Source organism: Actinoallomurus sp. CA-142502 (genome assembly GCF_050936355.1).
GTDB lineage: Bacteria > Actinomycetota > Actinomycetes > Streptosporangiales > Streptosporangiaceae > Actinoallomurus > Actinoallomurus iriomotensis.
The window spans coordinates 1,277,804-1,298,875 of sequence record NZ_JBNJMY010000001.1 but is presented as its reverse complement, the minus strand read 5'-3'; the positions used below and the strand labels follow the sequence as shown (position 1 = coordinate 1,298,875).

Sequence of the window (21,072 nt, the reverse complement as noted above, 5' to 3'; positions counted from 1 at the left end):
GGGCCGGGTCCACCCCTGCAAGATTCGCTTCGAAGATCAAGGTTTTTCATGCACGACGTCTCCCCCGTACCTGATGACCTGCTCAAGCCTCGTGAGGTGGCCGAGTTGTTCGGCGTCCGTACGACGACGATTGCCCGGTGGGCTCGTGAAGGGAAGCTCTCGCCCCTGCGAACACCTGGCGGGCATCGGCGCTATAGCCGTGCCGACATCCGGCGAATCCTGGCCGAGGAGGCGACCCCGCGCGAGGCCGCACAGCAGATCGCCGAAGACGCGGTCCGGTTGTACAACCAGGGCTGGAGCATCCGCCAGGTCGCCGGCAAGTTCGACTACAGCTACGGCGCGATGCGCCGTCTGCTGGGTAAGCACGTGACCTTACGCAACCGCGGCGGCTTCTACGCCGACATCTATCCCGAAGACAAAACCTGAGTGCCGGACACGAAGCAGGGGCCTGACCGAACCGCGGCAGGCCCCTCTTTCTTGTCGCCACTCCCGCTCAGGCGTCGCCGAGGCGCCTCGTGCGCTCGTCCAAGTCGTTCAAGCGGGCGCTCATGTTCTTGATGGCGGCCCTCATCTCCTGGAGCTGGGCGGAGATGATCTGGAACTCCTCACTCGGCCCCTGCGCCTCCTCGCCGGCCTCCTCCGGGGTGGCCAGGACGATGCTCGGGCTCCCCTGCCGGGTCTGGACGAGGCCTTCGTCCCGCAGGGCGGCGATGGCGTTGCTGATCGTCATCTTCGCCACGCCGAACCGCGTCGCCAGCTCGGCCACGGAAGGCAGTGGGTCACCCACCGCGTACCGCCCGGACGTGATGTCGCGACGGATGTCATCGGCGATGCGGACGTACTGCTTGCGGCGGTCTACGGGCCGGGGATTTCCCATGTCAGACAGTGTACGCCGTCCGTCTAGGTCTCTAGGTGCATAGGAAAGATTCGGCCAATCGCTTGACTGTCTCGCCTATCTAGCTATCCTAGGTAACTAGAACGGCTAATCCACTGGAGGACAGCACGTGCGCAACATCCCGATTCCGGTCGACACCACCAAGCTCACCTTCGTCTGCGTCTCCGCACCCCGCCCCCGTCTGGTCGACAAGGACACCGGAGAGGTCAAGGTCGACAAGCAGGGCCAGACCGTCTTTCAGGTCGGCCTGTCCGTCTCCGAGAACGACTCGGGGCGGGTCGAGCTGATCAACGTCAACGTCTCCGGCGACCCCGGACTGTCCGTGGGCCAGGTCGTCGAGCCGTCCGGGCTGGTCGGGTTCGCCTGGCAGCAGACCCGCGGCGGCGAGACCCGGTGGGGCATCTCCTACCGCGCCGTCTCCTTCGCCTCCGTCGCCGTCCCGGCGGCTGCCTGAGCCGGGGTAACGGTGACCAACGCGATGTATGCCACGCTCGGGCTCCTGGTCGCTTCGGCGGCCGGGGCCTGGGCCTGGCGCCACTGGCTCCCGCGCTCCTTCTGGTACGCGGTCGGCTTCCCACTCAAGGCCATCCGGGTCTATCTGACCTGGCGGCACGTGGCCTACGGCTGCACCCTCACCCGCAAACGCCGCGCCTGGCGGCTGTCGCTGGAAGCCGTCCCCGGCCTGCGTACGGCCTCGGCCGTCATCCACGAACGGCGGCGCGTCCGGCGGGTCGATATCGAACGCGCACCCCGGCTCGGGCTGCTGCGGCCGACCGTCCTGGGCTGGCGGGTCCGGGTGCGGCTGCACGATGGGCAGATCCCGGACGACTACATGAAGGTCTGTGACCGGCTCGCGCACGCGTGGCGCCTGTACGCGGTCCGGGTGGTCGACTTCGCGCCCGGCTCCGTCACGCTGCTGGCGACCATGAGCGATCCGCTGATCGGTGTCGACGTCTCGCCCGAGACGGGCGAGTTGTTGACGGTGCGGCCGGGCCGGCTGGAGAACGGCCGGGACTGGGTCATCGACTTCCGTACGGTGCCGCACTGGCTGAACGCGGGCGCGACACAATCCGGCAAGTCGAACCTGGCCAACGCCATCATCAAAGGCCTCGCGCCCCAACCCGTCGCCATCGTCGGCTTCGACCTCAAAGGAGGAGTGGAGTTCACCCCGTACGCCCCACGCCTGTCCGCGCTGGCCACCACCCGCACCGAATGCGTACGGCTGCTCGATGACCTGGTGGCAGTCCTGACCGACCGGATGCGAATCTGCCGCGAAGCGGGCGCACGCAACGTCTGGAAGCTCCCGGAGCAGGCGCGACCGGTGCCCATCGTCGTCCTGGTGGACGAGGTCGCCGAACTGTTCCTGATGGCGGACAAGAGCGAGAAGGAAGAGATCGCCAAGACCGCCACTGCGCTCCTGCGGGTTGCGCAGCTCGGCCGGGCGTTCGCCGTCTACCTCATCGTCTGCGGACAGCGCATCGGCTCCGACCTCGGTCCCGGTGTCACCGCGCTGCGCTCGCAGTTGTCCGGGAGGATCTGCCACCGCGTCAACGATCCTGAGACCGCCAACATGACCCTCGGCGACATGGACCCCGACGCCCTCGACGCGGCCCGCGCCATCGCCGCCGAGACACCCGGCGTCGCCATCATCGCCGGACAAGACGGCACCTGGCACCGCGCCCGCTCCGTGTACGTGAGCGAAGAAGACGCCGAAGCCGCCGCCCGCCAGCACGCGAACCTCACCCCCGCGTGGGCGGATCTGGTCGCCGTCGACACCGCGCCGCTCAAGGCCGCATAACCCTCACCCGTTCCACCGGCGCCCCGTGCCAAGTCCTTAGCCGAGCCATGCCTGAAACCAAGGTGATCGCCATGACCAACGTGATTCCGCTCCGTCCCGTCCGCCGTCCCCGCCGTCCTGCCGCCCGTCCTGGCCTCGTCCCCGTCTCGGTCGAGTGGGACGAAGGGCGCGGCCTGTACGTCACGGCGTGCGAGCGGTGCTGTGAGTCCGCCACGTTGCACCGCCTGGCCGACGCGGACGCCTGGGTCGAGACGCACCACTGCGACCCCGAACTGGCCGCGCTCCTGGCGGTCGTCCTGGACCAGGTGGCCGCGTGAGCACCCGCCGAAAAGCCGCCGCGGTGGCGGTCGACTCCGGGCCGGTCGCCGTGCTGGCCGGCATCGCCGGAGCAGGCTCGTTCACCCACATCCGCGACACCGCCAACGAACACGGCCAACACGGCCCCATGGCCTGGGCCATCGCCGTATGCATCGACCTGACCTGCGTCATGGCCGCTCGCGAACGCCAACGCGACAAGCGCACCGGCCGCAGCATCCGGCGGGTGTCCTGGCCCGCGCTCGTCCTGACGGGCGGGGTGCTGCTGTCGCTGGCGGCCAACCTCGCCCAAGCCGAACCCACCGTATGGGGCTGGCTGACAGCCGCGACACCCGCCGGAGCGTTCCTGGTCGCCGTCTCGATGCTCGAACGCCGCTCGGCTGGACGCCGTCCCGCGCCGTCCCCGGTCGTCCTGTCGTCCCCGGTCCCGCCGTCCTTCGGCAAGCCGCAGGACGAACGGCAGGACGAGCCTGAGCCAGCGGTGCCGCGTCCGGGCGAACTCGTCCCCGTGCCCGACGAGCCGTCGTCCTCCGCAACTCCTGCTGACTCGCTGATCGCCTACGCCCGCCGGGTCGCCGACGAACACCAGACCCGGCATGGCCGCCCCATCACACGGGATGCGCTGCGCGCCCGGCTGGGCGTGTCCAACCAGCTCGCCTCGGACCTTCTTCGCCAGATCCGCACTGCCTGAAAGGGAACCGTCCATGACCCACCGCACCGAGTTCATCAACGGCCTTCACGCCCTCGCCGACTACCTCGACACCAACCCCGCCCTCCCGGTGCCGGCGTTCCATACGGAAGTCCTCATCCACATCCGCGGCACCGACAGCGAGCAGCGCGCCGAAGTCGACCGGCTCGCCGCGCTGCTTGGCGTCTCGACGGTCGACCGGACCGACACCGGCGGGCACTACACCGCCACCCGAGCCTTTGGCCCGGTCGAATACCGCTGCGTCGCCGTCCCCAGTGCTGTCCGGGCGGCCTTCAACGCCGGCATGTCCTACGCCAACTCCGTCATCCCCGACGACGAGGCGGCCTGATGGAGCCCGAGCACTACCAGTGCTGCACCTGCGGCGGCACCGGTCTCGACAGCTATGGCGACACCTGCGGCCACTGCCACGGCCTCGGGTTCTGCTGACCCGCTGAAGCGCCCCCGGCGTGGTCGTACAACCGCCAAGCCGTCCGCCACGTCGGGGGCCATCCCATACGCATCACCACTGCGAGAGGACCCGCCCATCTTGCCCAACCACATCGACCGACACGCCATCAACGGAATGGTCGCCCGCTACAACGACCCGCACTATGACCGCTGGGCCGCCCAGATCCGCCGCACCGGAGGATGCGCACAACCCGTCCACCTGCGCGGCAAGGTCGAATACCGCGACCCGCTCAACGGTGCCCTACTCCACCGCTACACCACCGCGAACGAACCCGGCGGCGTCCTGCGCGTCGCCTGCAAAACCCGCCGCGCGTCGCGCTGCCCGTCCTGTGCCGAGACCTACCGGGCCGACACCTACCAGCTCATTCGCGCGGGCCTGGTCGGAGGCAAAGGCGTCCCCGCCGAGGTCGCCGAACACCCGGCCGTCTTCCTCACCCTGACCGCGCCATCCTTCGGGGCTGTCCACAGCCTGTGCATGAAAAACGGCCAGGTTCTGCGCTGCCGCCCTCGGCGGAAGAGCGGCACGTGCCCGCACGGTCGACCGGTGGCCTGCAACGAGCGGCACAGTGCCGATGATCCGCGGCTGGGTGAGCCGATCTGCCCGGACTGCTACGACCACACCGGCTCGGTGCTGTTCAACGCTCTCGCGCCCGAGCTGTGGCGGCGGTTCACCATCCGGCTCCGCCGCGTCCTGGCCCGCAACTGCGGCCTGAGCGTCAAGGAACTCGGCCAGGTGCTGAAGGTCTCCTTCGCCAAAGTCGCCGAATACCAGCGACGCGGCGTCGTCCACTTCCACGCCATCGTCCGCCTCGACGGGCCGGACGGACCCGCAACGCTCCCGCCTGGCTGGGCGACCCTCGATGGACTCGCCGATGCCATCACCGAGGCGGCGCGTCACGTCACCGTGGCTACGCCCGAGGCGGCCGAGTTGCCACCGGTCACGCTCGCCTGGGGTCGTGAACTCGATATCCGGCCCATCACTGCAAACGGCGACCTCACGGAGCAAGCCGTGGCCGGCTACGTCGCAAAGTACGCCACCAAAGCCGCCGAGTGCGTCGGCACCCTCGACCGCCGTGTCAGACCAACCGACGACCTCGACCAACTCGACATCCGCCCGCACGCTCGGCGCCTCATCGCCGAGTGCCTGAAGCTTGACGCGCTGCCTGAGCTGGAGGGCCTGCGGCTGGCGGCATGGGCTCACATGCTCGGGTTCCGCGGCCACTTCTCGACCAAGAGCCGCGCGTACTCCACCACGCTCGCCGCCCTCCGCGCGGCTCGCGCCGAGTACCAACGCGCTGAACACCCCGTCACCACCGGACGCCTGCCCTTCGAAGACGACACCGTCCTGGTCACCTCCCACTGGGCCTACGTCGGCCAGGGACTGACCACCGGTGAAGCACTCCTCGCCGCAGCCATCACCGCAACCCGACTCCCCGTGACCACACCGCCAGAAGGGCTCGCCGCATGACAAAGCTCCTGCTCACCGTTCCCGAAGCCGCCGCCGCGCTCGGCATCTCCCGCAGCAAGCTCTACGAGCTCATCAAGGCCGGCGCCATCGCCTCACTCCGCATCGACGGCTCCCGCCGCGTCCCACACCGCGCACTCACCTCCTATATCGACCAACTCATGGAAGAGGCCGCCTGATGACCACGACCCCGAACGAGCCGAACAACCGCAAGCGCGCCAAGAAAGGCAAGCCCAAGCTCCGCGACGGCGTCATGAAGCGCGGCAACACCTAGTCCTACGTCATCCGCGTCAAGGACCCCGAGACCGGCGTGAGCAAGCCGCGGTGGGTCGGTGGGTTCGCCACCGAGGACGAAGCCAAGGCCGCCCGCGACGAGGCACGAGTCAAGGCCCGTCGCGGCACGTACATCGACCGCAATGAGATCACCGTCGCCGACTACCTCGACCAGTGGCTGGAGAGCCACGCCATGGAGATCAAGCGGGGGACGCTGGAGGACTACCGCAAGGGCATCCGCCTGTACGTCAACCCGTACATCGGCGGCCTCCAGGTCCAAGCCGTCCGGCCGACCACCATCACGAAGCTCTATCGGGATCTGCTGAAAGGCGGCGGGCGTAACGGCAAGCCGCTCGCCGTGGCCACCGTGGTCCACACTCACGCGATCCTTCGCCGCGCCTTCCGTGACGCCGTGGTGGTCGACCAGCTCATCGACAGCTCGCCCGTCGAGCGGGCCAAGCGTCCGCGCGTCCACCTGGCAGAGCCGGGCACAGTCTGGACCCCTGCCCAGCTCCGGAGCTTCCTCGCCACCGCACGCAGTCACCGCCTGTTCGCCTTCTTCCACGTCGCCGCCTACACGGGAGCCCGACGCGGGGAACTGCTCAACCTCCGCTGGTCCGACGTCGACCTGGACGGCAAGCAGATCACCATTACCGGCTCGGCCGGTGTGGTCGAAGGTGAGCGACTCGAAGGGACGACCAAGAGCGGAAGGAAGCGCGTCGTCAGCATCGACGACGAGACCGTCAAAGTCCTGAAAGAACACCACCGAGCACAGGCAGCCGACAAGCTCGCCGCCGGCGACTCATGGCGCGGCGAGAAGAACGGCCACGTCTTCGCCACGGCCTGGGGCGATCCGATCTACCCGGACACGGTGACGGCACTCCCCCGCAAGCTCATCAAGGCCCACAACCACCCGAAGGAAGGAAAGCCGCCGGCCGAACCACTCCCCTACGCGCGGCTGCACGACCTGCGCCACATGCACGCCACGACGCTGCTCCTGGCGGGCGTCCCCGTCCACGTCGTAGCCGCGAGGCTCGGCCACGGCGACCCGGCCATCACGCTTAGGGTCTACGCCCACGTGATCCGATCCGCCGAGACGGCCGCCGCAGACGTCTTCGCCAAGGCCATCAAGGCCGCGTAGGAGCGCCTGTTAGCAAAGGCGTTAGCAAAAAGGCCCCTTCCATGATCGGAAGGGGCCTTTGACGTGGGAGCCGCCTATCGGAATCGAACCGATGACCTATTCATTACGAGTGAATCGCTCTGCCGACTGAGCTAAGGCGGCTTGCCGCACCGCAGTGCGACGCCCGTTGAGTCTACCGGGTCTCAGGCACTCCTCGTGCACCCGTGGCTAGTGGCACATCGTGTTCTTCTTCGGGGTGGCCGTGGAGATCAGGTAGCGGTCCACGGCGCTGCTGATGCACGGGTTGCCCTGGAGGTAGGCGGTGTGGCCGTCGCCGTCCAGGCTCAGCAGCACGCCCGAGTTCAGCTGGGACGCCAGGGCCTGGGCCCACCTGTACGGGGTGGCCGGGTCGCGGGTGGTGCCGACGACCACGATCGGCTTCGAACCCTGGGCGTGTAGCGGGCGGGGCTGTTCGTGGCTCTGGACCGGCCAGTAGCCGCACGGCAGCGTGCCCCACACCACGAACTGGCCGAACAGCGGGGCGGCCTTCTTCGCCTTGGCGGCCTGGTCCTTCCACGCCCCCAGCGAACGCGAGTACGGCTTGTCCACGCAGTTCACGGCCATGTTGGCTTCGCTCTGGTTCGAGTATGAGCCGTCCTTGTTGCGTTCGACCAGCAGGTCGCCCAGGCGCAGCAGTGTCGTGCCGTCGCCCTGTTCCATGCCGCTCTTCAGGGCCAGGCGCAGGATGGGCCAGGTCTGCTTGTTGTACAGCGCGGAGGCGACGCCCAGCTCTACCAGGGACTCGTCCACCACGCGGCCGTCGCCCAGGCCGTTTTTGAGTGGCCTCTTGTCCGTCTGGGCGAAGAACCGCTGGAGGCGGGTGAGCGCCTGGTGGACCGAGCCGTTGCCCAGCGGGCAGTCGTTGGCCTTCACGCAGTCGGCGGCGAACGCGTGGACGGCCGTGTCGAAGCCCTTGGCCTGTTCGATGTTGACCGCGTCGCCGGACAGCTTCGGGTCGATCGCGCCGTCGAGGACCATCGCGCGTACGTGCTTGGGGAACAGGTCGGCGTAGTACGCGCCGAGGTACGTGCCGTACGAGGCGCCGTAGTAGGTCATCCCCTGGTCGCCGAGGGCGGCGCGGAGGACGTCCATGTCCTTGGCGGCGTTGATCGTGCCGACGTACGGGAGCAGGGACGGGATGCGGGTCTTGCAGTCGTCGGCCCAGCCCTTGCTGACCTTGACCAGGTCGTTGACCTCGGCGGGGGTGTCCGGGGAGGTGTCGGTGGCGAAGAAGCGGTCGAGTTCTTTGCTCGTGAGGCAGCGGACCGCCGGCCTGGTCTGGTTGACGCCGCGCGGGTCGAAGCCGACGAGGTCGAAGTTCTTGCGCAGGTCGGCGCCGAACTGGCGGGCGCCCTCGCGGACGAACTCGACGCCGGAGCCGCCGGGGCCGCCCGGGTTGATCAGGAGTGAGCCCTTGCGCTGGCCCTCGGCGGGCAGGCGGATGACCGACATCGTGATGCGCTGGGCGTCCGGGTGGGCGTAGTCGAGCGGCATGTGGAGCGTTCCGCACTGGAAGCCGCCGCCGCAGTCGTGCCAGGAGACGTGCTGGGCGTAGTAGCGTGCGATGCCCTTCGGCGACGGCGAGGGTGCCGCTTTGGAATTCGGAAAGCCGGTGCAGGCCGCCGCGACGAAGGCCGCCACGGCCAGGCCGGTCACCGTACGGAACTTATTCACGCCGTCACCGTTCTTGTCGCCGAAGTGTTCTCCCTGGCAGCCTACGCTTGCGGACTGCCACAACATCGTTACCCAGCGTTCGGCGAGTCATCCTGATTGTCGCCGTAGTGATCGTCGTGCTGGCGGCGAGGCGAACAGACCGACGCCACCGGGCAGGCGCACTTGCGGCCGCCGTCGAGGCGTACGTTGACGGTGTCGGAGGGGACGTTGCGGCCGACGACCTGACCGTTGCCGGCGGGGGTGCCCACGCGCTCGCCGAGCCTGGGCATGCGCTCGTGGGCCTCGACGTACAGCGGGTGCTCGTACTTCAGGCAGCACATGAGGCGTCCGCAGGCGCCCGCGATGCGCAGCGGGTTCACCGGCAGGTCCTGTTCCTTGGCCATGCGGACCGACACCGGCTCGAAGTCCTTGAGGAACGTCGCGCAGCACAGGTCACGCCCGCAGGGGCCGATGCCGCCCTGCAGCCGTGCCTCGTCGCGCGGGCCGACCTGGCGGAGCTCGACCCGGGCCTTCATCGACCGCGCCAGGTCGCGTACGAGGGCGCGGAAGTCGACGCGGTGCGGCGCGGAGAAGTAGACCCGATAGACGTTGTCCTGGTCGAGGTAGTCGACGCCGATGACCTTCATCGGCAGCTCGTGCTTGCGGATCAGCTTCTTGGCGATCGAGCGCGACTCGGCGCGCCGGCGGCGGTTCGCCTCGTCGCGGGCCAGGTGCTCGTCGTCGGCGATGCCCTCGCAGACCGGCAGGCCCTCGACGTCCTCGGAGACGTACTGCGGGGCCCAGATGCACTCGGCCACCTCGGGGCCGGAGTCGGTCGGCACGAGCACCTTGTCGCCGACCTTCGGACTGTACGGGCCAGGGTCGAGGTAGTACAGACGCCCGTAGCGCGTGAAGCTGACGGCCATCATCATGCCCATGCTTCGCTCCGTCCCGTCGCCTCCCGCCAGCCTACGCGCCCCCGAAACGGTACGAAACGGTCCAATGGCCGAGTGGTGACAGATGTCTTGACTGGCCTTCCACAGCGGCGTACGAGTGGTCTGACAACGTTGTCATGAGCCCTGGTCCCCCTCCGCGAAAGGGCGCTCACGCATGGCCCTCCCCCGTCTCCTCGGCCCGCTCGTGTCCGCCGGCACGCTGCTCGCCGCGTTAATCCTCCCCGCCCAGGCGGCTTCCGCCGCCGTCTCCGACCCCGCCTCCCTCGTCAACCCCCTCATCGGCACGGCCAACGCCGCGAACGACTTCCCCGGCGCCGACGTGCCGTTCGGCATGCTCCAGTGGAGCCCCGACACCTCCTCCCGCGCACAGGGCGGCGGCTACACGTACAGCAGCTCCACGATCACCGGGTTCAGCCTCACCCACATGTCCGGTCCGGGCTGCGGGGCGTACGGCGACGTCCCGATCATGCCGACCACCGGCGCGATCAGTAACCCGGGCTCGGCCAGTTCGTCCTACTCGCACGCGAACGAGTCCGCCTCGCCCGGCTACTACGGCGTGACCCTCGGCAACGGGGTCAAGACCGAGCTGACCACCACCACCCGCGGCGGGATCGGGCGGTTCACCTTCCCCGCCACCACCCAGGCGAACCTGCTGTTCAAGCTCACCGGCAGCCAGAACGGCGACTACGCGAACTCCTGGACCGCGGTCAGCGACACGGAGGTCGCCGGCTCGGTGACGAGCGGCCACTTCTGCGGCGCCGGCAACACCTACACGCTGCACTTCTCGGTCGTGTTCGACCAGCCGTTCAGCACCGGTACGTGGCTGGCCTCCACGGTCAAGGCCGGCGCCCGTACGACCTCGGCGAAGTCGACCACGACCACCACGCCCAGGCGGGCCGCCAAGAACGCCGCCGAGCAGCCCGGCAGGCCCACCCTGCACGGCGCCGAACAGGCGCAGCCCGCGCCGCTCGCCGACCCGAACGGGGCGTACCTGACCTTCAACACCACGACGAACCACGTGGTGAACGCCCGGATCGGCGTCTCCTTCACCTCGGACGCGAACGCCAAGGCCAACCGGGACGCCGAGGTGCCGAACTTCGACTTCGACGGCAAGCGCACCGCCGCCCGGGGCGCCTGGAACGACGCGCTCGGGAAGATCCAGACCTCCGGCGGCACCACCGCGCAGCAGCACGTCTTCTACACCTCGCTGTACCACGCGCTGCTGCACCCGAACGTGTTCAGCGACACCAACGGGCAGTACATGGGCTTCGACAACGCCGTGCACACGGTCGCCTCGGGCCACGCCCAGTATGCGAACTACTCGGGCTGGGACATCTACCGCAGTCAGGCACAGCTCATCGGCATGATCGCGCCGTCGCAGGCCGGTGACGTGGCCCAGTCGGCGGTCAACGACTACGCCCAGAGCACACGGCTCCCCAAGTGGGCGCAGGCCAACGGCGAGTCCTACGTCATGGTCGGTGACCCGGCCGACGCGATCATCGCCGACATCTACGCCTTCGGCGGCCGGAGCTTCGACACCGCGGCGGCCAAGAGCGCGATGATCCACGAGGCGACGGTCGCGAACAACGACCGGCCCGGCCTGAACTACCTCGACAGCCTCGGCTACCTGCCGAGCGACGGCTCCTACGACTGCTGCAACTTCTACGGGTCGGTCTCGACGACCCTGGAGTACAACACGGCCGACTTCGCCCTGGGCGCCTTCGCGGGCGCGCTCGGCGACACCGCGAACCAGCAGAAGTTCGTCAACCGGGCGCAGGACTGGAAGAACCTGCTCAACACCTCCAGCGGCTTCATGCAGCCGAAGATCGCCAGTGGCGCGTGGACCGGCGGCTTCTCCCCGACGAGCGGCGACAACATGGTCGAGGGCACGTCGTGGCAGTACACCGGCATGGTGCCGTTCAACGTGCGCGGCCTGGCCGACGCCAAGGGCGGCAACGCCGGCATGGTCTCCTACCTCGACCACGTCCTCGGCGCGTACAACGGCAGCGGCGGCGACCACGCCGACCTTGGCAACGAGCCGAGCGTCGAGCTGCCGTGGGAGTACGACTACGTCGGCCAGCCGTGGAAGACCCAGTCGGTCATCCGCAACGTGCAGAACCAGCTGTGGCCGGACTCCCCGACCGGCTGGGGCGTCGGCAACGACGACCTGGGCACGATGAGCGCCTGGTACGTCTGGTCGGCGATGGGGATCTTCCCCGAGACGCCCGGCACGGCCGACCTGGCGCTGGGCAGCCCGCTGTTCACCCAGGTCGTGATCACGCTCAGCACCGGGAACAAGCTGACCATCAACGCCCCGCAGGCCGCGACCGACGCCCCGTACGTGCAGAGCGCCACGTGGAACGGCGGGAACTGGAACAACGCCTACCTGCCTCCGTCGGCGGTGACCAGCGGCGGCACGCTGAACTTCACGCTCGGCACCACCGCGAACACCTCGTGGGCGACCGCCGCCTCGTCGGCGCCGCCGTCGTACGCCGGGTCGGGCGGGTCCACCACGCACACCGGGCCGATCATCTCCGGGATCGCCGGCAAGTGCGTCGACGTGAAGAACAGCTCGGCCGCCAACAGCACGCCGGTGCAGATCTACACGTGCAACGGGACCAACGCCCAGCAGTGGACGGTGCCCGGTGACGGGACGCTGACCGCGTTCGGCAAGTGTCTCGACGTGACCACCAGCGGCACGGCGGACGGCACGAAGGTCCAGCTGTACCAGTGCAACAACACCGGCGCGCAGCAGTGGACCTACAACGCGACGGCCAGGTCGCTGACCAACCCCGAGTCCGGCAAGTGCCTGGACGATCCGAACAGCAGCACCACGGACGGCACCCAGCTGCAGATCTACACCTGCAACGGGACCGCCGCCCAGCAGTGGACGCTGCCCAACTGATCCCCCGCCGGGGCCGTCCAGGACCGCAGCGGCGTCCTGGACGGCCCACCGGGATAACGTGAGCGACCATGACATCCCGCTCCGCGCTCGGGCTCGCGGCGCTGCTCGCCGGCGCCGGCGTGACCCACTTCCTCCGGCCGCGTCCGTACGACGCGATCATCCCGTCCCGCCTGCCGGGCCCTCCGCGCGCCTGGACGTACGTGAGCGGCCTGGCCGAACTGGCCTGCGCGGCCGCGGTCGCCGCTCCGCGCACGCGCCGGGCGGGCGCGCTGGCGGCCGCGGGCCTGTTCGCGGGCGTCTTTCCGGCGAACGTGAAGATGGCCTACGACTGGCGGCACCGCGCGCTGCCGTACCGCGCGGTCGCGTACGGGCGGCTGCCCCTGCAGGTGCCGCTGGTGCTGTGGGGCCTGTCCGTGGCCCGCGACTCCGGTCGAGCATGAGCGTCGCGGTCGTCACCGGGGCCGGATCCGGCATCGGGCGGCAGGTCGCGCGGGCCCTGCTCGACGCCGGGTACCGGGTGGCACTGGTCGGGCGGCGGGCCGAGCCGCTCCACGAGACGGCCGGCGGTTCCGATGCGGCCCTGACCGTCCCCGCCGACGTGGGGTCGGCCGAGGCGGTGGCGGGTCTGTTCGCCGAGGTACGCCGCGTGTGGGGGCGGGTGGACCTGCTGTTCAACAACGCGGGGACGTTCGGGCCCGCGGGCGCGGCCGACGAGATCTCCGTCGAGGACTGGCGGCGTACGGTCGAGACGAACCTGACCGGCGCGTTCCTGTGCGCGCGGGAGGCGGTGCGGCTGATGAAGGAGCAGCGGCCCCGCGGTGGACGGATCATCAACAACGGTTCGATCTCCGCGCACTCCCCACGCCCCGGGAGCGTCGCCTACACCGCCACGAAACACGCCATCACCGGCCTGACCAAGTCGCTGTCGCTGGACGGGCGGGCGTACGACATCGCCTGCGGGCAGATCGACATCGGCAACGCGGCGACCGAGATGACCGCGGGCATCGCCGAGGGGGCCCGGCAGGCGGACGGGCGGCTGGCGCCGGAGCCGACGTTCGACGCCGAGCAGGTCGCGCGGGCCGTGCTGTACATGGCGAGCCTGCCGCTGGAGGCCAACGTCCAGTTCATGACCCTGGCCGCGACGAAGATGCCGTTCATCGGCCGGGGTTAGACCTCCGGGCGAGGCGGCCTAGGTGTCGGCGAGACGGCGCATGATCCGCGCTGCCTCCAGCAGCGCCTGCCGCTCCGCGGCGGAGAGCTCGGCCAGGCGGCCGTCGAGCCAGTTCCGGCGTACGGCCAGGGCCGCTCGCGCGTGCTCCGCACCGTCCGGCGTCAGATGGAACAGGACCCGGCGACCGTCGGCGGGGTCCTTCTCCCGTACGGCGTGGCCGCCGGCGACGAGCCGGTTCACGGTCTGGCTCATCGAGCTGGGAGAGACGTGCGCGCGCCGGCTCAGGTCGGTGAGGCTCTGCGGCCCGTGTTTGTGGAGCGTGGTGAGCACGATGACGGCCGCCTCACCCATCTCGCCTTCGCCGCGTTCGGACCGGAAGCGGCTGTAGATCCGCGCCACGGCGGTGCGCAGCTCGCCACCGAGAACCCGCACCTCGGCGAGGTCGTCCTCGCCGGAGCCTCCGGACGTGCCGGCTGTTGCCTTCGCGCTCACGGTTCCTTAGTATAACGAAATAAAATGTTTCGTATTAAGAAATGTCGTCCCATGAAACTACTCGCACTGCTCCTCACGCCCCTTGGCCTCCTGCTGCGCCGCAAGCGCGCCGGCAGCGCCCACAGCATCCGCAACGCCCCGGAGCTGGCGACCTCCACCTCGCTGGAGCTCACCTCCCCCTCCTTCGCCCCCGGGGGCACCATCCCGCTGCGCCACGCCACCATGGACCTGGGGCCGAACATCTCTCCCGCCCTGGCCTGGAGCGATCCGCCCGCCGGCACCACCCGCATGCTCCTGGTCCTGGAGGACACCGACGTCCCCATCGCCAGGCCCGCACGGCACATGGTCGCCTTCTTCGGCCCCGAACCGGCTCACATCGGCGAAGGCGACCTCACCGCGGACAACCCGCGCTTCACGTACCTGCCGGTCCACCGAGGTCGCACCGGCTACCAGGGTCCGCGGCCCCTGCCCGGCCACGGCGTGCACCACTACACCTTCCACCTGTACGCGCTCGACACGGAACCCGCCGGGACCGGCCTCGACGACCTCCTGCCGCGACTGGCAGGCCACGTCCTGGCATCAGGGCACCTCGAAGGCACCCTGCGCGGCTGAGGCGCCGCGGTGCTACACGCGGCGGGCCGCGCTCAGGGCCTGGTCGCGGTAGGAGCCGCCGAACAGGACGACGTGGACGAGCAGCGGGTGGAGCTGGTGCAGCGGCACGCGGTCGCGCCAGCCGCCGGCCAGCGGTGACGCCTCGTCGTACGCGGCGATGATCGTCTCCAGGTGGGGCGCGCCGAACAGGACGAGCATGGCCAGGTCGGTCTCGCGGTGGCCGCCGTGCGCCGCGGGGTCGACCAGCCAGGCGCGGCCGTCACTCCACAGGACGTTGCCGGACCACAGGTCGCCGTGGATGCGCGCCGGCGGCTCGGGCGGGCCCGCGGCGTCGGCCGCGCGGGCGGCGGCGCGTTCGAACTCGGCGGCGTCGCGGGCGGTCAGGGCGCCCCGGTCCACCGCCAGGCGCACGTACGGAAGGACGCGGCGCTCGGCGTACCACTCCGGCCAGTCGGTTCCGGCGGTGTTGTCGAGCGGCAGTTCGGCGATGTACCCGAGCCAGGGCGCGCCGTAGGAGTCCGCGCCCGCGCCGTGGACGGCGGCGAGCTCACGGCCGAACCGCTCGGCCGCCTCCGGCGTGGGCCGGCCGGTCTCGATCCACGGCAGGACGAGCGTGGTGTCGTCGGCGCTGATCACCTCGGGCACCGGAGCGTCGTCGCCGCTCGCGGCGAGCCAGCGCAGGCCGTTCGCCTCGGCCGCGAACAGCCCGTCGATCGCCTGCCGGGCCTGCTTGACGAACACGCGGCGGCCGTCCGGGAGGGTGCCCCGCCGCAGGCGCCATTCGTGGCTGGTGCCGAGCTCGGTGACGTCGGTGAGGTTCATCGTTCCTTGGCGGCCCGGCGTACGTGGTCGAGCAGGCCCGGGACGGCGGCCTCGATCTGCTCACGGACCTCTTCGAAGGCGGAGTCGCGGCTGTAGTACGGGTCGGCCACGTCGAGCTCCCTCGCGTCCGGGTCGAACTCGCGCAGCAACCGGATCTTGCGCCGCGCCTCCTCGTCGGGCGCCAGGCGGAGCAGGTCCGTACGGTGCCCCTCGTCGAGGGCGAGGATCAGGTCATAGCGGTCGAACCAGGCCACCTCGAACTGGCGTGCCCGGTGGGAGGAGCGGTAACCGGCCCGGCGCAGGACGGCCACCGTCCGCTCATCCGCGGAGTCGCCGACGTGCCAGTGCCCGGTGCCGGAGCTGTCCACCTCGACGTCGACCCCTTCCTGCTCGGCGTGGTGGCGGAAGATGTGCTCGGCCATCGGGGACCGGCAGATGTTGCCCGTGCAGACGAAGGTGACGCGGTACGACATGGGTGCCAGCTTAGGCACTGTCCGGCCAGGGTGGGCTCGGACCTGTAACGCCTGTGCGCAGACGTAGGGACGCCGACGAAACGGTCGGCGTCCCTACTCGGTAGTGGTTATGTTGAAGTCACACGCTGATGTGGGGGGACCCGTTGGGCATCCACTGCAAGGCGCCGAGGACGCCCGCAGCGATGAGCGCGAATTTGAATATTTTGGCGTGATTGAACACGATGATATTCCTTAATATTGAGGCTTCGGCTTGCATGATCAGCTTAGACGATCACTGTCCACCGAGGGGCCAAAACAGTAGAAACGTTAGAGCCGGATCTCTCTCAATTCAGCGCATTCCGTGAACGGAAAAGCGCCTCACCGCATGCGGCGATGAGGTGTTGGCAGGATCGGCTCAGGAGTCGGCTAAGTCGATGAGGTCGAGGCGCACTTTGACCGCTTCGATCTCCGGGACGATGTTCAACTGTAAGAACAGGTCGTATGCCTGGCGCCAGTAGATGCGTGCGGCGTCGTGTCCCTTGGTCAGGTTGGTGACGTGGCCGATCCCGCTCAGCGCCTGGGCCTCGAGGTAGGGGTCGCTGATCTGTCTGGCGTCCCTGCGGGCGGCCCGGTAGTTCTCGGCGGCGGCCGGATATTGCCCCATGCCGACGCGGACGTCCGCGATGCCGAGCATCCCGCGTATCTTCTCACTCGTATTGTTAATCGTCTTGGCCACGGCCATCGCGGAACGGTGACGAATCAGCGCCTCGTTGTACTGTTCCATACCGGTGAGCGCCAAGCCCATATTGTTCAGCACGTTCGACTCGTTGATCCGGTCGCCCATGGCGGAGAACTCGGCGAGGGCCTCGCCATAATACTTCAGCGCGGTGTCGTGCCGGCCGCGATAACGCGCCACGTCGCCGAGATTGTTATTGAGAATTGCCTTGTTTCGCCGCCCGGTCAGCGTCCGGTAGATGTCGCGGGACTTCTGGTACAACTCGTACGCGTCGCGGTGGTAGCCGAGCAGCAGATGGGTATGGGCGAGATTGCTCAGTGTCGTGGCCTCGCCGCGGATGTCGCCGATGGCGTGGAAACCGTCGAGGGCGTCGTGGAAACTGCGCAGCGCCTCCTGGTGCCGCCCGATCTGGGCGAGCATCATGCCCAGGTGGTTGAGGCACTCCCCCTTTGCGCGAGTGTCACCGATCTCGCGGTAGAGGTCGAGAGACTCGCCGCAGTACGCGAGCGCCTCCCGGTATCTCGACGAAGACCACGCCAGCAGCCCGATCTGATCGAGGGCGGCGGCCTTGAGCGCCGGGTCGCGTACACGGTGCGCGATCTGCTCGGCTTCGGTCGCGTTGGCGAGCGCCTCGTCCATCCGTCCCAGCCGCCACTGCACCACGGCGAGGTTGAAGCGCAGTTGGGCGACCGCCCTCGGACGCTCCAGTTCGAGCGCGACGTTCAGGGCGCGCCGGTGGATCGTCTCCGCCTCCTCCCACTGGGAGACGGAGTCGAAGTAACGTGCCACCGTCCTGGCGTAGTCGATGGCATGACCGTTCCACGCGTGGTCGGCCGCGTACTGAACCAGGGCGGCGACGTTCTTCGACTCGGCGGAGAGCCACCTCGCCGCCGCGTCCTCGTCCTCGAACGGCTCCACCGACACCGACCCGTCGGCCGCGGCGACCTCGTCGCGGGTGTGGTGCGGAAACAGCGCACGGTCGGCCAGGTCGGCCTTCAGCAGGTAGTAGTCGAGCGTCCGCCCCACCGCACGGCGCGCGTCGAAGTCCGGGTCCTCCCGCGGCGGAAGGGCCATGGCGTATCTCCGGACCAGGTCGTGAAACCGGAACCGGCCCGGTGAGATCTTTTCGATCAGATAGTGGTCGACGAAGTCGGTGAGGCTCCGTTCGGCGTCGGCGGCCGGGATTCCGGCGAGGACCGCGACGGCGGGAGTGGTCAGCTCTGGTACCGGGCTCAACCCCAGCCGCCGGAAGACGCGGCGCTGGGTCACCGGCAGGTCGCGATACGAGAGCGCGAACGTCGCAGCAAGAGCGGGAGCCTGCAGGTCGGCGATGTCCTCGTGGGGATGGCGCAGTTGCTCGACGAGGGTTTCGATCGAAGGGACCTGCCGGTCGCGCAGCCGGGTCGCGGCCAGCCGGACCGCGAGCGGCAGCCCGCCGCAGAGCCGTACGGCGTCGGCGACCGAGTCGGCCACGGCGACCACCGGTTCCGCGATGCGGGTGAACAGGGCGACGGCGTCGTCCGTCGGCAGGATGTCGAGACGATGGTGGCCGCCTTCGATTCCCGCCAGGTGACGGCGGCTGGTGATGATCACATGGCAGTCGGAGGTTCCGGGAAGGAGCGGGCGGACCTGGTTCTCACCGGCGGCGTCATCGAGGATGAGCAGGACCCTGCGGCCTTCCATGACCTCACGCCACATCCGGGTGCGGTCGGCCGTGCCCTGCGGGATGCCGTTCGGCGCGATGCCGGCCAGTTGGAGGAGCTTGGACAGCGCGGCCGCCGTGCCCTCCGGCAGGTGTTGCGCGTCATGGCCACGCAGGGGCAGGAAGAAGCATCCGTCGGGGAAGTGTTCGGCGAGCGCGTGGGCGGCCTTGACGGCGAGGGCGGTCTTGCCGACGCTGGGCATGCCCTCGATCACCACGACGCCGCCCGCCCTGCCGAGATCGACCAGCGCGGCGAGTTCCGCCGCCCGCCCGGTGAACTCCGGTACCGGGGGCGGCAGCCGGTCGAGCCCGGGTATCGACTCCGCCGAGGCCCGTTGGGGCCCGGCGACGGACGGGTCGTGCCGCCGGATGTTGTCGAAAAGGGTCTGGAGCCGGGGAGAGGGCGCCGTGCCGGTGTCCTCTCGAAGCAGGCGCCTCGTGGTGCGGTAGAGCCCGATCGCGTCGGCCTGCCGGCCGCACCGGTAATAGGCGATCATCAACTGTCCGACGAAGAATTCGTCCAGCGGATATCGAGCGATCAGGTCGACCAGGAAACCGACGATCTCCGCGTGGTTTCCGGTGGCGAGTTCGATCTCGACCAGTTCCCGGGCCATCACCCGGTAGTCGTCGTCGAGCCTCACTCTCACCTGATCGACCCATTCACCGGAAATACCGGTCAGCGGCTCTGCTCGCCACAGGCTCACGCCCTCGCGCAGCAGCTCGATCGCCTCTCTGGTGTTGCCGTCTCGCCTGCGGGAAATGGCCTGCGCGCGGAGCGCACGAGACCGGCAGAGATCGACACCCTCACGAGGGACCTCCAGCGCGTACGCGCCGGGCGCCGCGACCAGCCGGACGGTGTCGGCGACGCCGTACTTCTTGAACCGTCTCCGCAACCGTGACAGATCGGTCTGCAGGCTCTGCCGTACCTCGGCCGGCGGATTCTCACCCCACACGCGGTCGATCAGGGTGTCCACGGAGACCGGGCGTCCCTCGGCGAGCAGGAGAACGGCGAGGAGCAGCCGCTCTTTGGCGGTCCCGAGATCCATTCGATTTCCGGTCAGCCAGAATTCGATTGGTCCGAGTACCCGGAATTCCACCGGACCCCTCCGTACGATGCTCCCCACGTGATATTTACTATTTCCTCCTTTCTCAATGCGAAACCGTCGAATAACTGTTCGACCTGGGCAAATGGATCTTTCTCGGCGCGACTCGGCCGTGACATGCCCGGTCTCCGGCCAGATTTCCACCCGGTTTTCCGCCAGCGGCGTAGCCCATGGTCGGTTCAGGAGGCGGCGAGAGACCGCCTCGACGAGAAAGGGGGCCCCATGAGTGAAGCCATGGAGCGGATGATGCTGGAGGCGGCGGAGTTCCACAGCGCGTGCAGCGTCGGCGGGTGCGTCGAGGTCGCGATAACGGAGGTCGTGGCTGTCCGCGACTCGAAGGCCGGACCGGACGGACCCGTCCTTTGGTTCACCCGCGCCGAGTGGAAGGACTTCGTGGCCGCGGTCAAGACCGACCAGTTCGCCATCGACTGAACCAGTGGAGAACGACGTGCGGGCGCTGGCCGACACCGGCGCCCGTGCCCGGTCCCGAACGAAGGCGAACACGCGGTCAGTCTCCGTTCGACCGGAACTCAGCGCACAGCGCACCAAGAAAAGCCCGCGCCTCATCACCGAAGATGGCGGCTTTTCTCAAGGTGGACCAGCGGATCTCATACACCGTGACGTCGTTGGCCGACCTGAGCGTCTGCCAGCCGTGATCGTTCTCCACCAGGACGAGAGCGTTCTTGTCGTCGCCGCCATCGTCGTAGATCGAGAAGCCATGAGAGAACGGCGTGTCGGCTCTCGAGAAAGGGACCAGCCCGATCGAGACGTTGTCGAGCGTGCTCAGTACCGCGACCCGGTCCAGCTGAGCGATCGCCTCCGACGGCGAACCTGGTCGCCAGCGAAGGGCGCCTTCCCCGATGAGGAACTCGAACTGACGTCCATCCTCATGCAGGACGAGCTGACGGTCGAGCCTGGCGGCGACGGCGGCAGGGACGCTCGTCTGTGGAGTGTAGATCTTGAACATGCTGAAAACGCGCTTGGCGTACGCGGGAGTCTGCAACAGGCCGGGGACGACCGCAGACTGAAAGATCCGCGTCCGAAGCGCCTCCTCTTCTCGTCGGCCGACCTCGTCCTGCACATGTGGGCGACCTTCGAGAGCCGCTTGCCAGGTCTCCACGCCACCGCGAGTCGCCTCGACGAGGTCCGCCAGCATCCGTTCCACCTCGTCGGAGGCGCCGACGGCGCGTGCCCAGGCGACGACCTCGGTCACCGACGGCTGGGCCGAGCCGGCTTCGATCCGCGACACCTTCGACTGGCTGATGCCGATCCGCTGGGCAAGGGCACGACCGCTGATCCCACTCAGGTCTCGCAGGACACGCAGTTCGTTGGCCAGACGTCGTCGCTTCTCATACGCCGCGTCACGCCCGTCAACCGCCATCGACA

22 protein-coding genes and 1 tRNA gene are annotated in these 21,072 nt (G+C 68.9%); 14 read left to right on the top strand and 9 right to left on the bottom strand.

Annotated features, from left to right (window positions below; all coding sequences use genetic code 11):
* Nucleotides 1-48 precede the first annotated feature (48 nt).
* Entirely contained in the window at nucleotides 49-426 is a 378-nt protein-coding gene (locus tag ACQEV1_RS06290) for a helix-turn-helix domain-containing protein (RefSeq protein ID WP_433392243.1), read from the top strand.
* A 67-nt stretch (nucleotides 427-493) separates the two neighbouring features.
* On the opposite strand, the gene ACQEV1_RS06285 is transcribed toward ACQEV1_RS06290, so the two are convergent.
* Nucleotides 494-877 carry a GntR family transcriptional regulator gene (locus ACQEV1_RS06285; RefSeq protein ID WP_433392240.1) on the bottom strand — a complete coding sequence of 128 codons (384 nt, stop codon included), beginning with the start codon at nucleotides 875-877 and terminating at the stop codon, nucleotides 494-496.
* Nucleotides 878-1,004: 127 nt separating this feature from the next.
* Between ACQEV1_RS06285 and ACQEV1_RS06280 the strand changes: the two genes are divergently transcribed.
* The 8 genes from ACQEV1_RS06280 to ACQEV1_RS06245 all read left to right on the top strand — a co-directional run bounded on the left by ACQEV1_RS06280 (nucleotide 1,005) and on the right by ACQEV1_RS06245 (nucleotide 7,043).
* The gene (locus tag ACQEV1_RS06280; RefSeq protein WP_433392237.1) at nucleotides 1,005-1,349 is read left to right on the top strand and encodes a hypothetical protein; all 345 of its coding nucleotides are present in this window, start codon (nucleotides 1,005-1,007) and stop codon (nucleotides 1,347-1,349) included.
* A gap of 24 nt (nucleotides 1,350-1,373) precedes the next feature.
* Nucleotides 1,374-2,693 carry an FtsK/SpoIIIE domain-containing protein gene (locus tag ACQEV1_RS06275; RefSeq protein WP_433405849.1) on the top strand — a complete coding sequence of 440 codons (1,320 nt, stop codon included), beginning with the start codon at nucleotides 1,374-1,376 and terminating at the stop codon, nucleotides 2,691-2,693.
* 71 nt (nucleotides 2,694-2,764) lie between these two features.
* Complete coding sequence (locus ACQEV1_RS06270; RefSeq protein ID WP_433392234.1) at nucleotides 2,765-3,010, top strand: hypothetical protein; 246 nt, start codon at nucleotides 2,765-2,767, stop codon at nucleotides 3,008-3,010.
* Complete coding sequence (locus tag ACQEV1_RS06265) at nucleotides 3,007-3,699, top strand: DUF2637 domain-containing protein (protein WP_433392231.1); 693 nt, start codon at nucleotides 3,007-3,009, stop codon at nucleotides 3,697-3,699. The genes ACQEV1_RS06270 and ACQEV1_RS06265 overlap by 4 nt, the downstream gene beginning before the upstream one ends.
* A gap of 13 nt (nucleotides 3,700-3,712) precedes the next feature.
* Nucleotides 3,713-4,045 carry a hypothetical protein gene (locus ACQEV1_RS06260; RefSeq protein ID WP_433392229.1) on the top strand — a complete coding sequence of 111 codons (333 nt, stop codon included), beginning with the start codon at nucleotides 3,713-3,715 and terminating at the stop codon, nucleotides 4,043-4,045.
* A gap of 234 nt (nucleotides 4,046-4,279) precedes the next feature.
* Nucleotides 4,280-5,632, top strand: a complete 1,353-nt coding sequence (locus ACQEV1_RS06255) for a replication initiator (RefSeq protein WP_433405847.1) — start codon at nucleotides 4,280-4,282, stop codon at nucleotides 5,630-5,632.
* A complete protein-coding gene (locus tag ACQEV1_RS06250) occupies nucleotides 5,629-5,808 on the top strand; it encodes a helix-turn-helix domain-containing protein (protein ID WP_433392226.1) in 180 nt (59 codons plus the stop codon). The genes ACQEV1_RS06255 and ACQEV1_RS06250 overlap by 4 nt, the downstream gene beginning before the upstream one ends.
* A gap of 131 nt (nucleotides 5,809-5,939) precedes the next feature.
* On the top strand, nucleotides 5,940-7,043 hold the full coding sequence (locus tag ACQEV1_RS06245; protein WP_433392223.1) for a tyrosine-type recombinase/integrase: 1,104 nt from the start codon (nucleotides 5,940-5,942) through the stop codon (nucleotides 7,041-7,043).
* A gap of 68 nt (nucleotides 7,044-7,111) precedes the next feature.
* On the opposite strand, the gene ACQEV1_RS06240 is transcribed toward ACQEV1_RS06245, so the two are convergent.
* The 3 genes from ACQEV1_RS06240 to ACQEV1_RS06230 form a co-directional block, all read right to left on the bottom strand.
* Nucleotides 7,112-7,184 (bottom strand) — tRNA-Thr (locus ACQEV1_RS06240).
* A 66-nt stretch (nucleotides 7,185-7,250) separates the two neighbouring features.
* Nucleotides 7,251-8,756 (bottom strand): alpha/beta hydrolase, encoded by a 1,506-nt coding sequence (locus tag ACQEV1_RS06235; RefSeq protein WP_433392221.1) that lies wholly within the window; start codon nucleotides 8,754-8,756, stop codon nucleotides 7,251-7,253.
* 68 nt (nucleotides 8,757-8,824) lie between these two features.
* A complete protein-coding gene (locus tag ACQEV1_RS06230; protein WP_285578225.1) occupies nucleotides 8,825-9,673 on the bottom strand; it encodes a PSP1 domain-containing protein in 849 nt (282 codons plus the stop codon).
* A 172-nt stretch (nucleotides 9,674-9,845) separates the two neighbouring features.
* On the opposite strand from ACQEV1_RS06230, the gene ACQEV1_RS06225 reads away from it, so the two are divergent.
* From ACQEV1_RS06225 to ACQEV1_RS06215, 3 genes are all read left to right on the top strand, one after another.
* Entirely contained in the window at nucleotides 9,846-12,596 is a 2,751-nt protein-coding gene (locus ACQEV1_RS06225) for a lectin (RefSeq protein WP_433392218.1), read from the top strand.
* A gap of 68 nt (nucleotides 12,597-12,664) precedes the next feature.
* Nucleotides 12,665-13,036, top strand: coding sequence for a DoxX family protein (locus ACQEV1_RS06220; protein ID WP_285578223.1), 372 nt, complete (start codon nucleotides 12,665-12,667; stop codon nucleotides 13,034-13,036).
* Nucleotides 13,033-13,767 carry an SDR family oxidoreductase gene (locus ACQEV1_RS06215; RefSeq protein WP_285631603.1) on the top strand — a complete coding sequence of 245 codons (735 nt, stop codon included), beginning with the start codon at nucleotides 13,033-13,035 and terminating at the stop codon, nucleotides 13,765-13,767. Before ACQEV1_RS06220 ends, ACQEV1_RS06215 begins: the two co-directional genes overlap by 4 nt.
* 18 nt (nucleotides 13,768-13,785) lie before the next feature.
* Here ACQEV1_RS06215 and ACQEV1_RS06210 read toward each other — a convergent pair whose 3' ends face one another.
* Nucleotides 13,786-14,259, bottom strand: coding sequence for a MarR family winged helix-turn-helix transcriptional regulator (locus ACQEV1_RS06210; RefSeq protein ID WP_285631600.1), 474 nt, complete (start codon nucleotides 14,257-14,259; stop codon nucleotides 13,786-13,788).
* Between the two features lie 51 nt (nucleotides 14,260-14,310).
* Between ACQEV1_RS06210 and ACQEV1_RS06205 the strand changes: the two genes are divergently transcribed.
* Nucleotides 14,311-14,871 (top strand): YbhB/YbcL family Raf kinase inhibitor-like protein, encoded by a 561-nt coding sequence (locus tag ACQEV1_RS06205; protein WP_433392214.1) that lies wholly within the window; start codon nucleotides 14,311-14,313, stop codon nucleotides 14,869-14,871.
* Between the two features lie 12 nt (nucleotides 14,872-14,883).
* On the opposite strand, the gene ACQEV1_RS06200 is transcribed toward ACQEV1_RS06205, so the two are convergent.
* From ACQEV1_RS06200 to ACQEV1_RS06190, 3 genes are all read right to left on the bottom strand, one after another.
* A complete protein-coding gene (locus tag ACQEV1_RS06200; RefSeq protein WP_433392212.1) occupies nucleotides 14,884-15,693 on the bottom strand; it encodes a fructosamine kinase family protein in 810 nt (269 codons plus the stop codon).
* Nucleotides 15,690-16,166, bottom strand: a complete 477-nt coding sequence (locus ACQEV1_RS06195; RefSeq protein WP_285631592.1) for a low molecular weight protein-tyrosine-phosphatase — start codon at nucleotides 16,164-16,166, stop codon at nucleotides 15,690-15,692. Before ACQEV1_RS06195 ends, ACQEV1_RS06200 begins: the two co-directional genes overlap by 4 nt.
* Before the next feature lie 394 nt (nucleotides 16,167-16,560).
* Nucleotides 16,561-19,830, bottom strand: a complete 3,270-nt coding sequence (locus tag ACQEV1_RS06190; RefSeq protein ID WP_433392208.1) for a tetratricopeptide repeat protein — start codon at nucleotides 19,828-19,830, stop codon at nucleotides 16,561-16,563.
* A 78-nt stretch (nucleotides 19,831-19,908) separates the two neighbouring features.
* Here ACQEV1_RS06190 and ACQEV1_RS06185 point away from each other — a divergent pair, with 78 nt between their 5' ends.
* Nucleotides 19,909-20,118, top strand: coding sequence for a DUF397 domain-containing protein (locus ACQEV1_RS06185; protein WP_285631587.1), 210 nt, complete (start codon nucleotides 19,909-19,911; stop codon nucleotides 20,116-20,118).
* A gap of 76 nt (nucleotides 20,119-20,194) precedes the next feature.
* Here the strand turns inward: ACQEV1_RS06185 and ACQEV1_RS06180 are convergent, their stop codons facing one another.
* Nucleotides 20,195-21,067, bottom strand: coding sequence for a helix-turn-helix domain-containing protein (locus ACQEV1_RS06180; protein ID WP_433392206.1), 873 nt, complete (start codon nucleotides 21,065-21,067; stop codon nucleotides 20,195-20,197).
* Nucleotides 21,068-21,072: the final 5 nt, after the last annotated feature.

Coding starts and splice junctions, on each gene's coding strand:
- ACQEV1_RS06290 (WP_433392243.1), top strand. CDS start 49: ATGCACGACGTCTCCCCCGTACCTGATGACCTGCTCAAGCCTCGTGAG.
- ACQEV1_RS06285 (WP_433392240.1), bottom strand. CDS start 877: ATGGGAAATCCCCGGCCCGTAGACCGCCGCAAGCAGTACGTCCGCATC.
- ACQEV1_RS06275 (WP_433405849.1), top strand. CDS start 1,374: ATGTATGCCACGCTCGGGCTCCTGGTCGCTTCGGCGGCCGGGGCCTGG.
- ACQEV1_RS06270 (WP_433392234.1), top strand. CDS start 2,765: ATGACCAACGTGATTCCGCTCCGTCCCGTCCGCCGTCCCCGCCGTCCT.
- ACQEV1_RS06260 (WP_433392229.1), top strand. CDS start 3,713: ATGACCCACCGCACCGAGTTCATCAACGGCCTTCACGCCCTCGCCGAC.
- ACQEV1_RS06255 (WP_433405847.1), top strand. CDS start 4,280: ATGGTCGCCCGCTACAACGACCCGCACTATGACCGCTGGGCCGCCCAG.
- ACQEV1_RS06250 (WP_433392226.1), top strand. CDS start 5,629: ATGACAAAGCTCCTGCTCACCGTTCCCGAAGCCGCCGCCGCGCTCGGC.
- ACQEV1_RS06230 (WP_285578225.1), bottom strand. CDS start 9,673: ATGGGCATGATGATGGCCGTCAGCTTCACGCGCTACGGGCGTCTGTAC.
- ACQEV1_RS06225 (WP_433392218.1), top strand. CDS start 9,846: ATGGCCCTCCCCCGTCTCCTCGGCCCGCTCGTGTCCGCCGGCACGCTG.
- ACQEV1_RS06220 (WP_285578223.1), top strand. CDS start 12,665: ATGACATCCCGCTCCGCGCTCGGGCTCGCGGCGCTGCTCGCCGGCGCC.
- ACQEV1_RS06215 (WP_285631603.1), top strand. CDS start 13,033: ATGAGCGTCGCGGTCGTCACCGGGGCCGGATCCGGCATCGGGCGGCAG.
- ACQEV1_RS06205 (WP_433392214.1), top strand. CDS start 14,311: ATGAAACTACTCGCACTGCTCCTCACGCCCCTTGGCCTCCTGCTGCGC.
- ACQEV1_RS06200 (WP_433392212.1), bottom strand. CDS start 15,693: ATGAACCTCACCGACGTCACCGAGCTCGGCACCAGCCACGAATGGCGC.
- ACQEV1_RS06195 (WP_285631592.1), bottom strand. CDS start 16,166: ATGTCGTACCGCGTCACCTTCGTCTGCACGGGCAACATCTGCCGGTCC.
- ACQEV1_RS06185 (WP_285631587.1), top strand. CDS start 19,909: ATGAGTGAAGCCATGGAGCGGATGATGCTGGAGGCGGCGGAGTTCCAC.
- ACQEV1_RS06180 (WP_433392206.1), bottom strand. CDS start 21,067: ATGGCGGTTGACGGGCGTGACGCGGCGTATGAGAAGCGACGACGTCTG.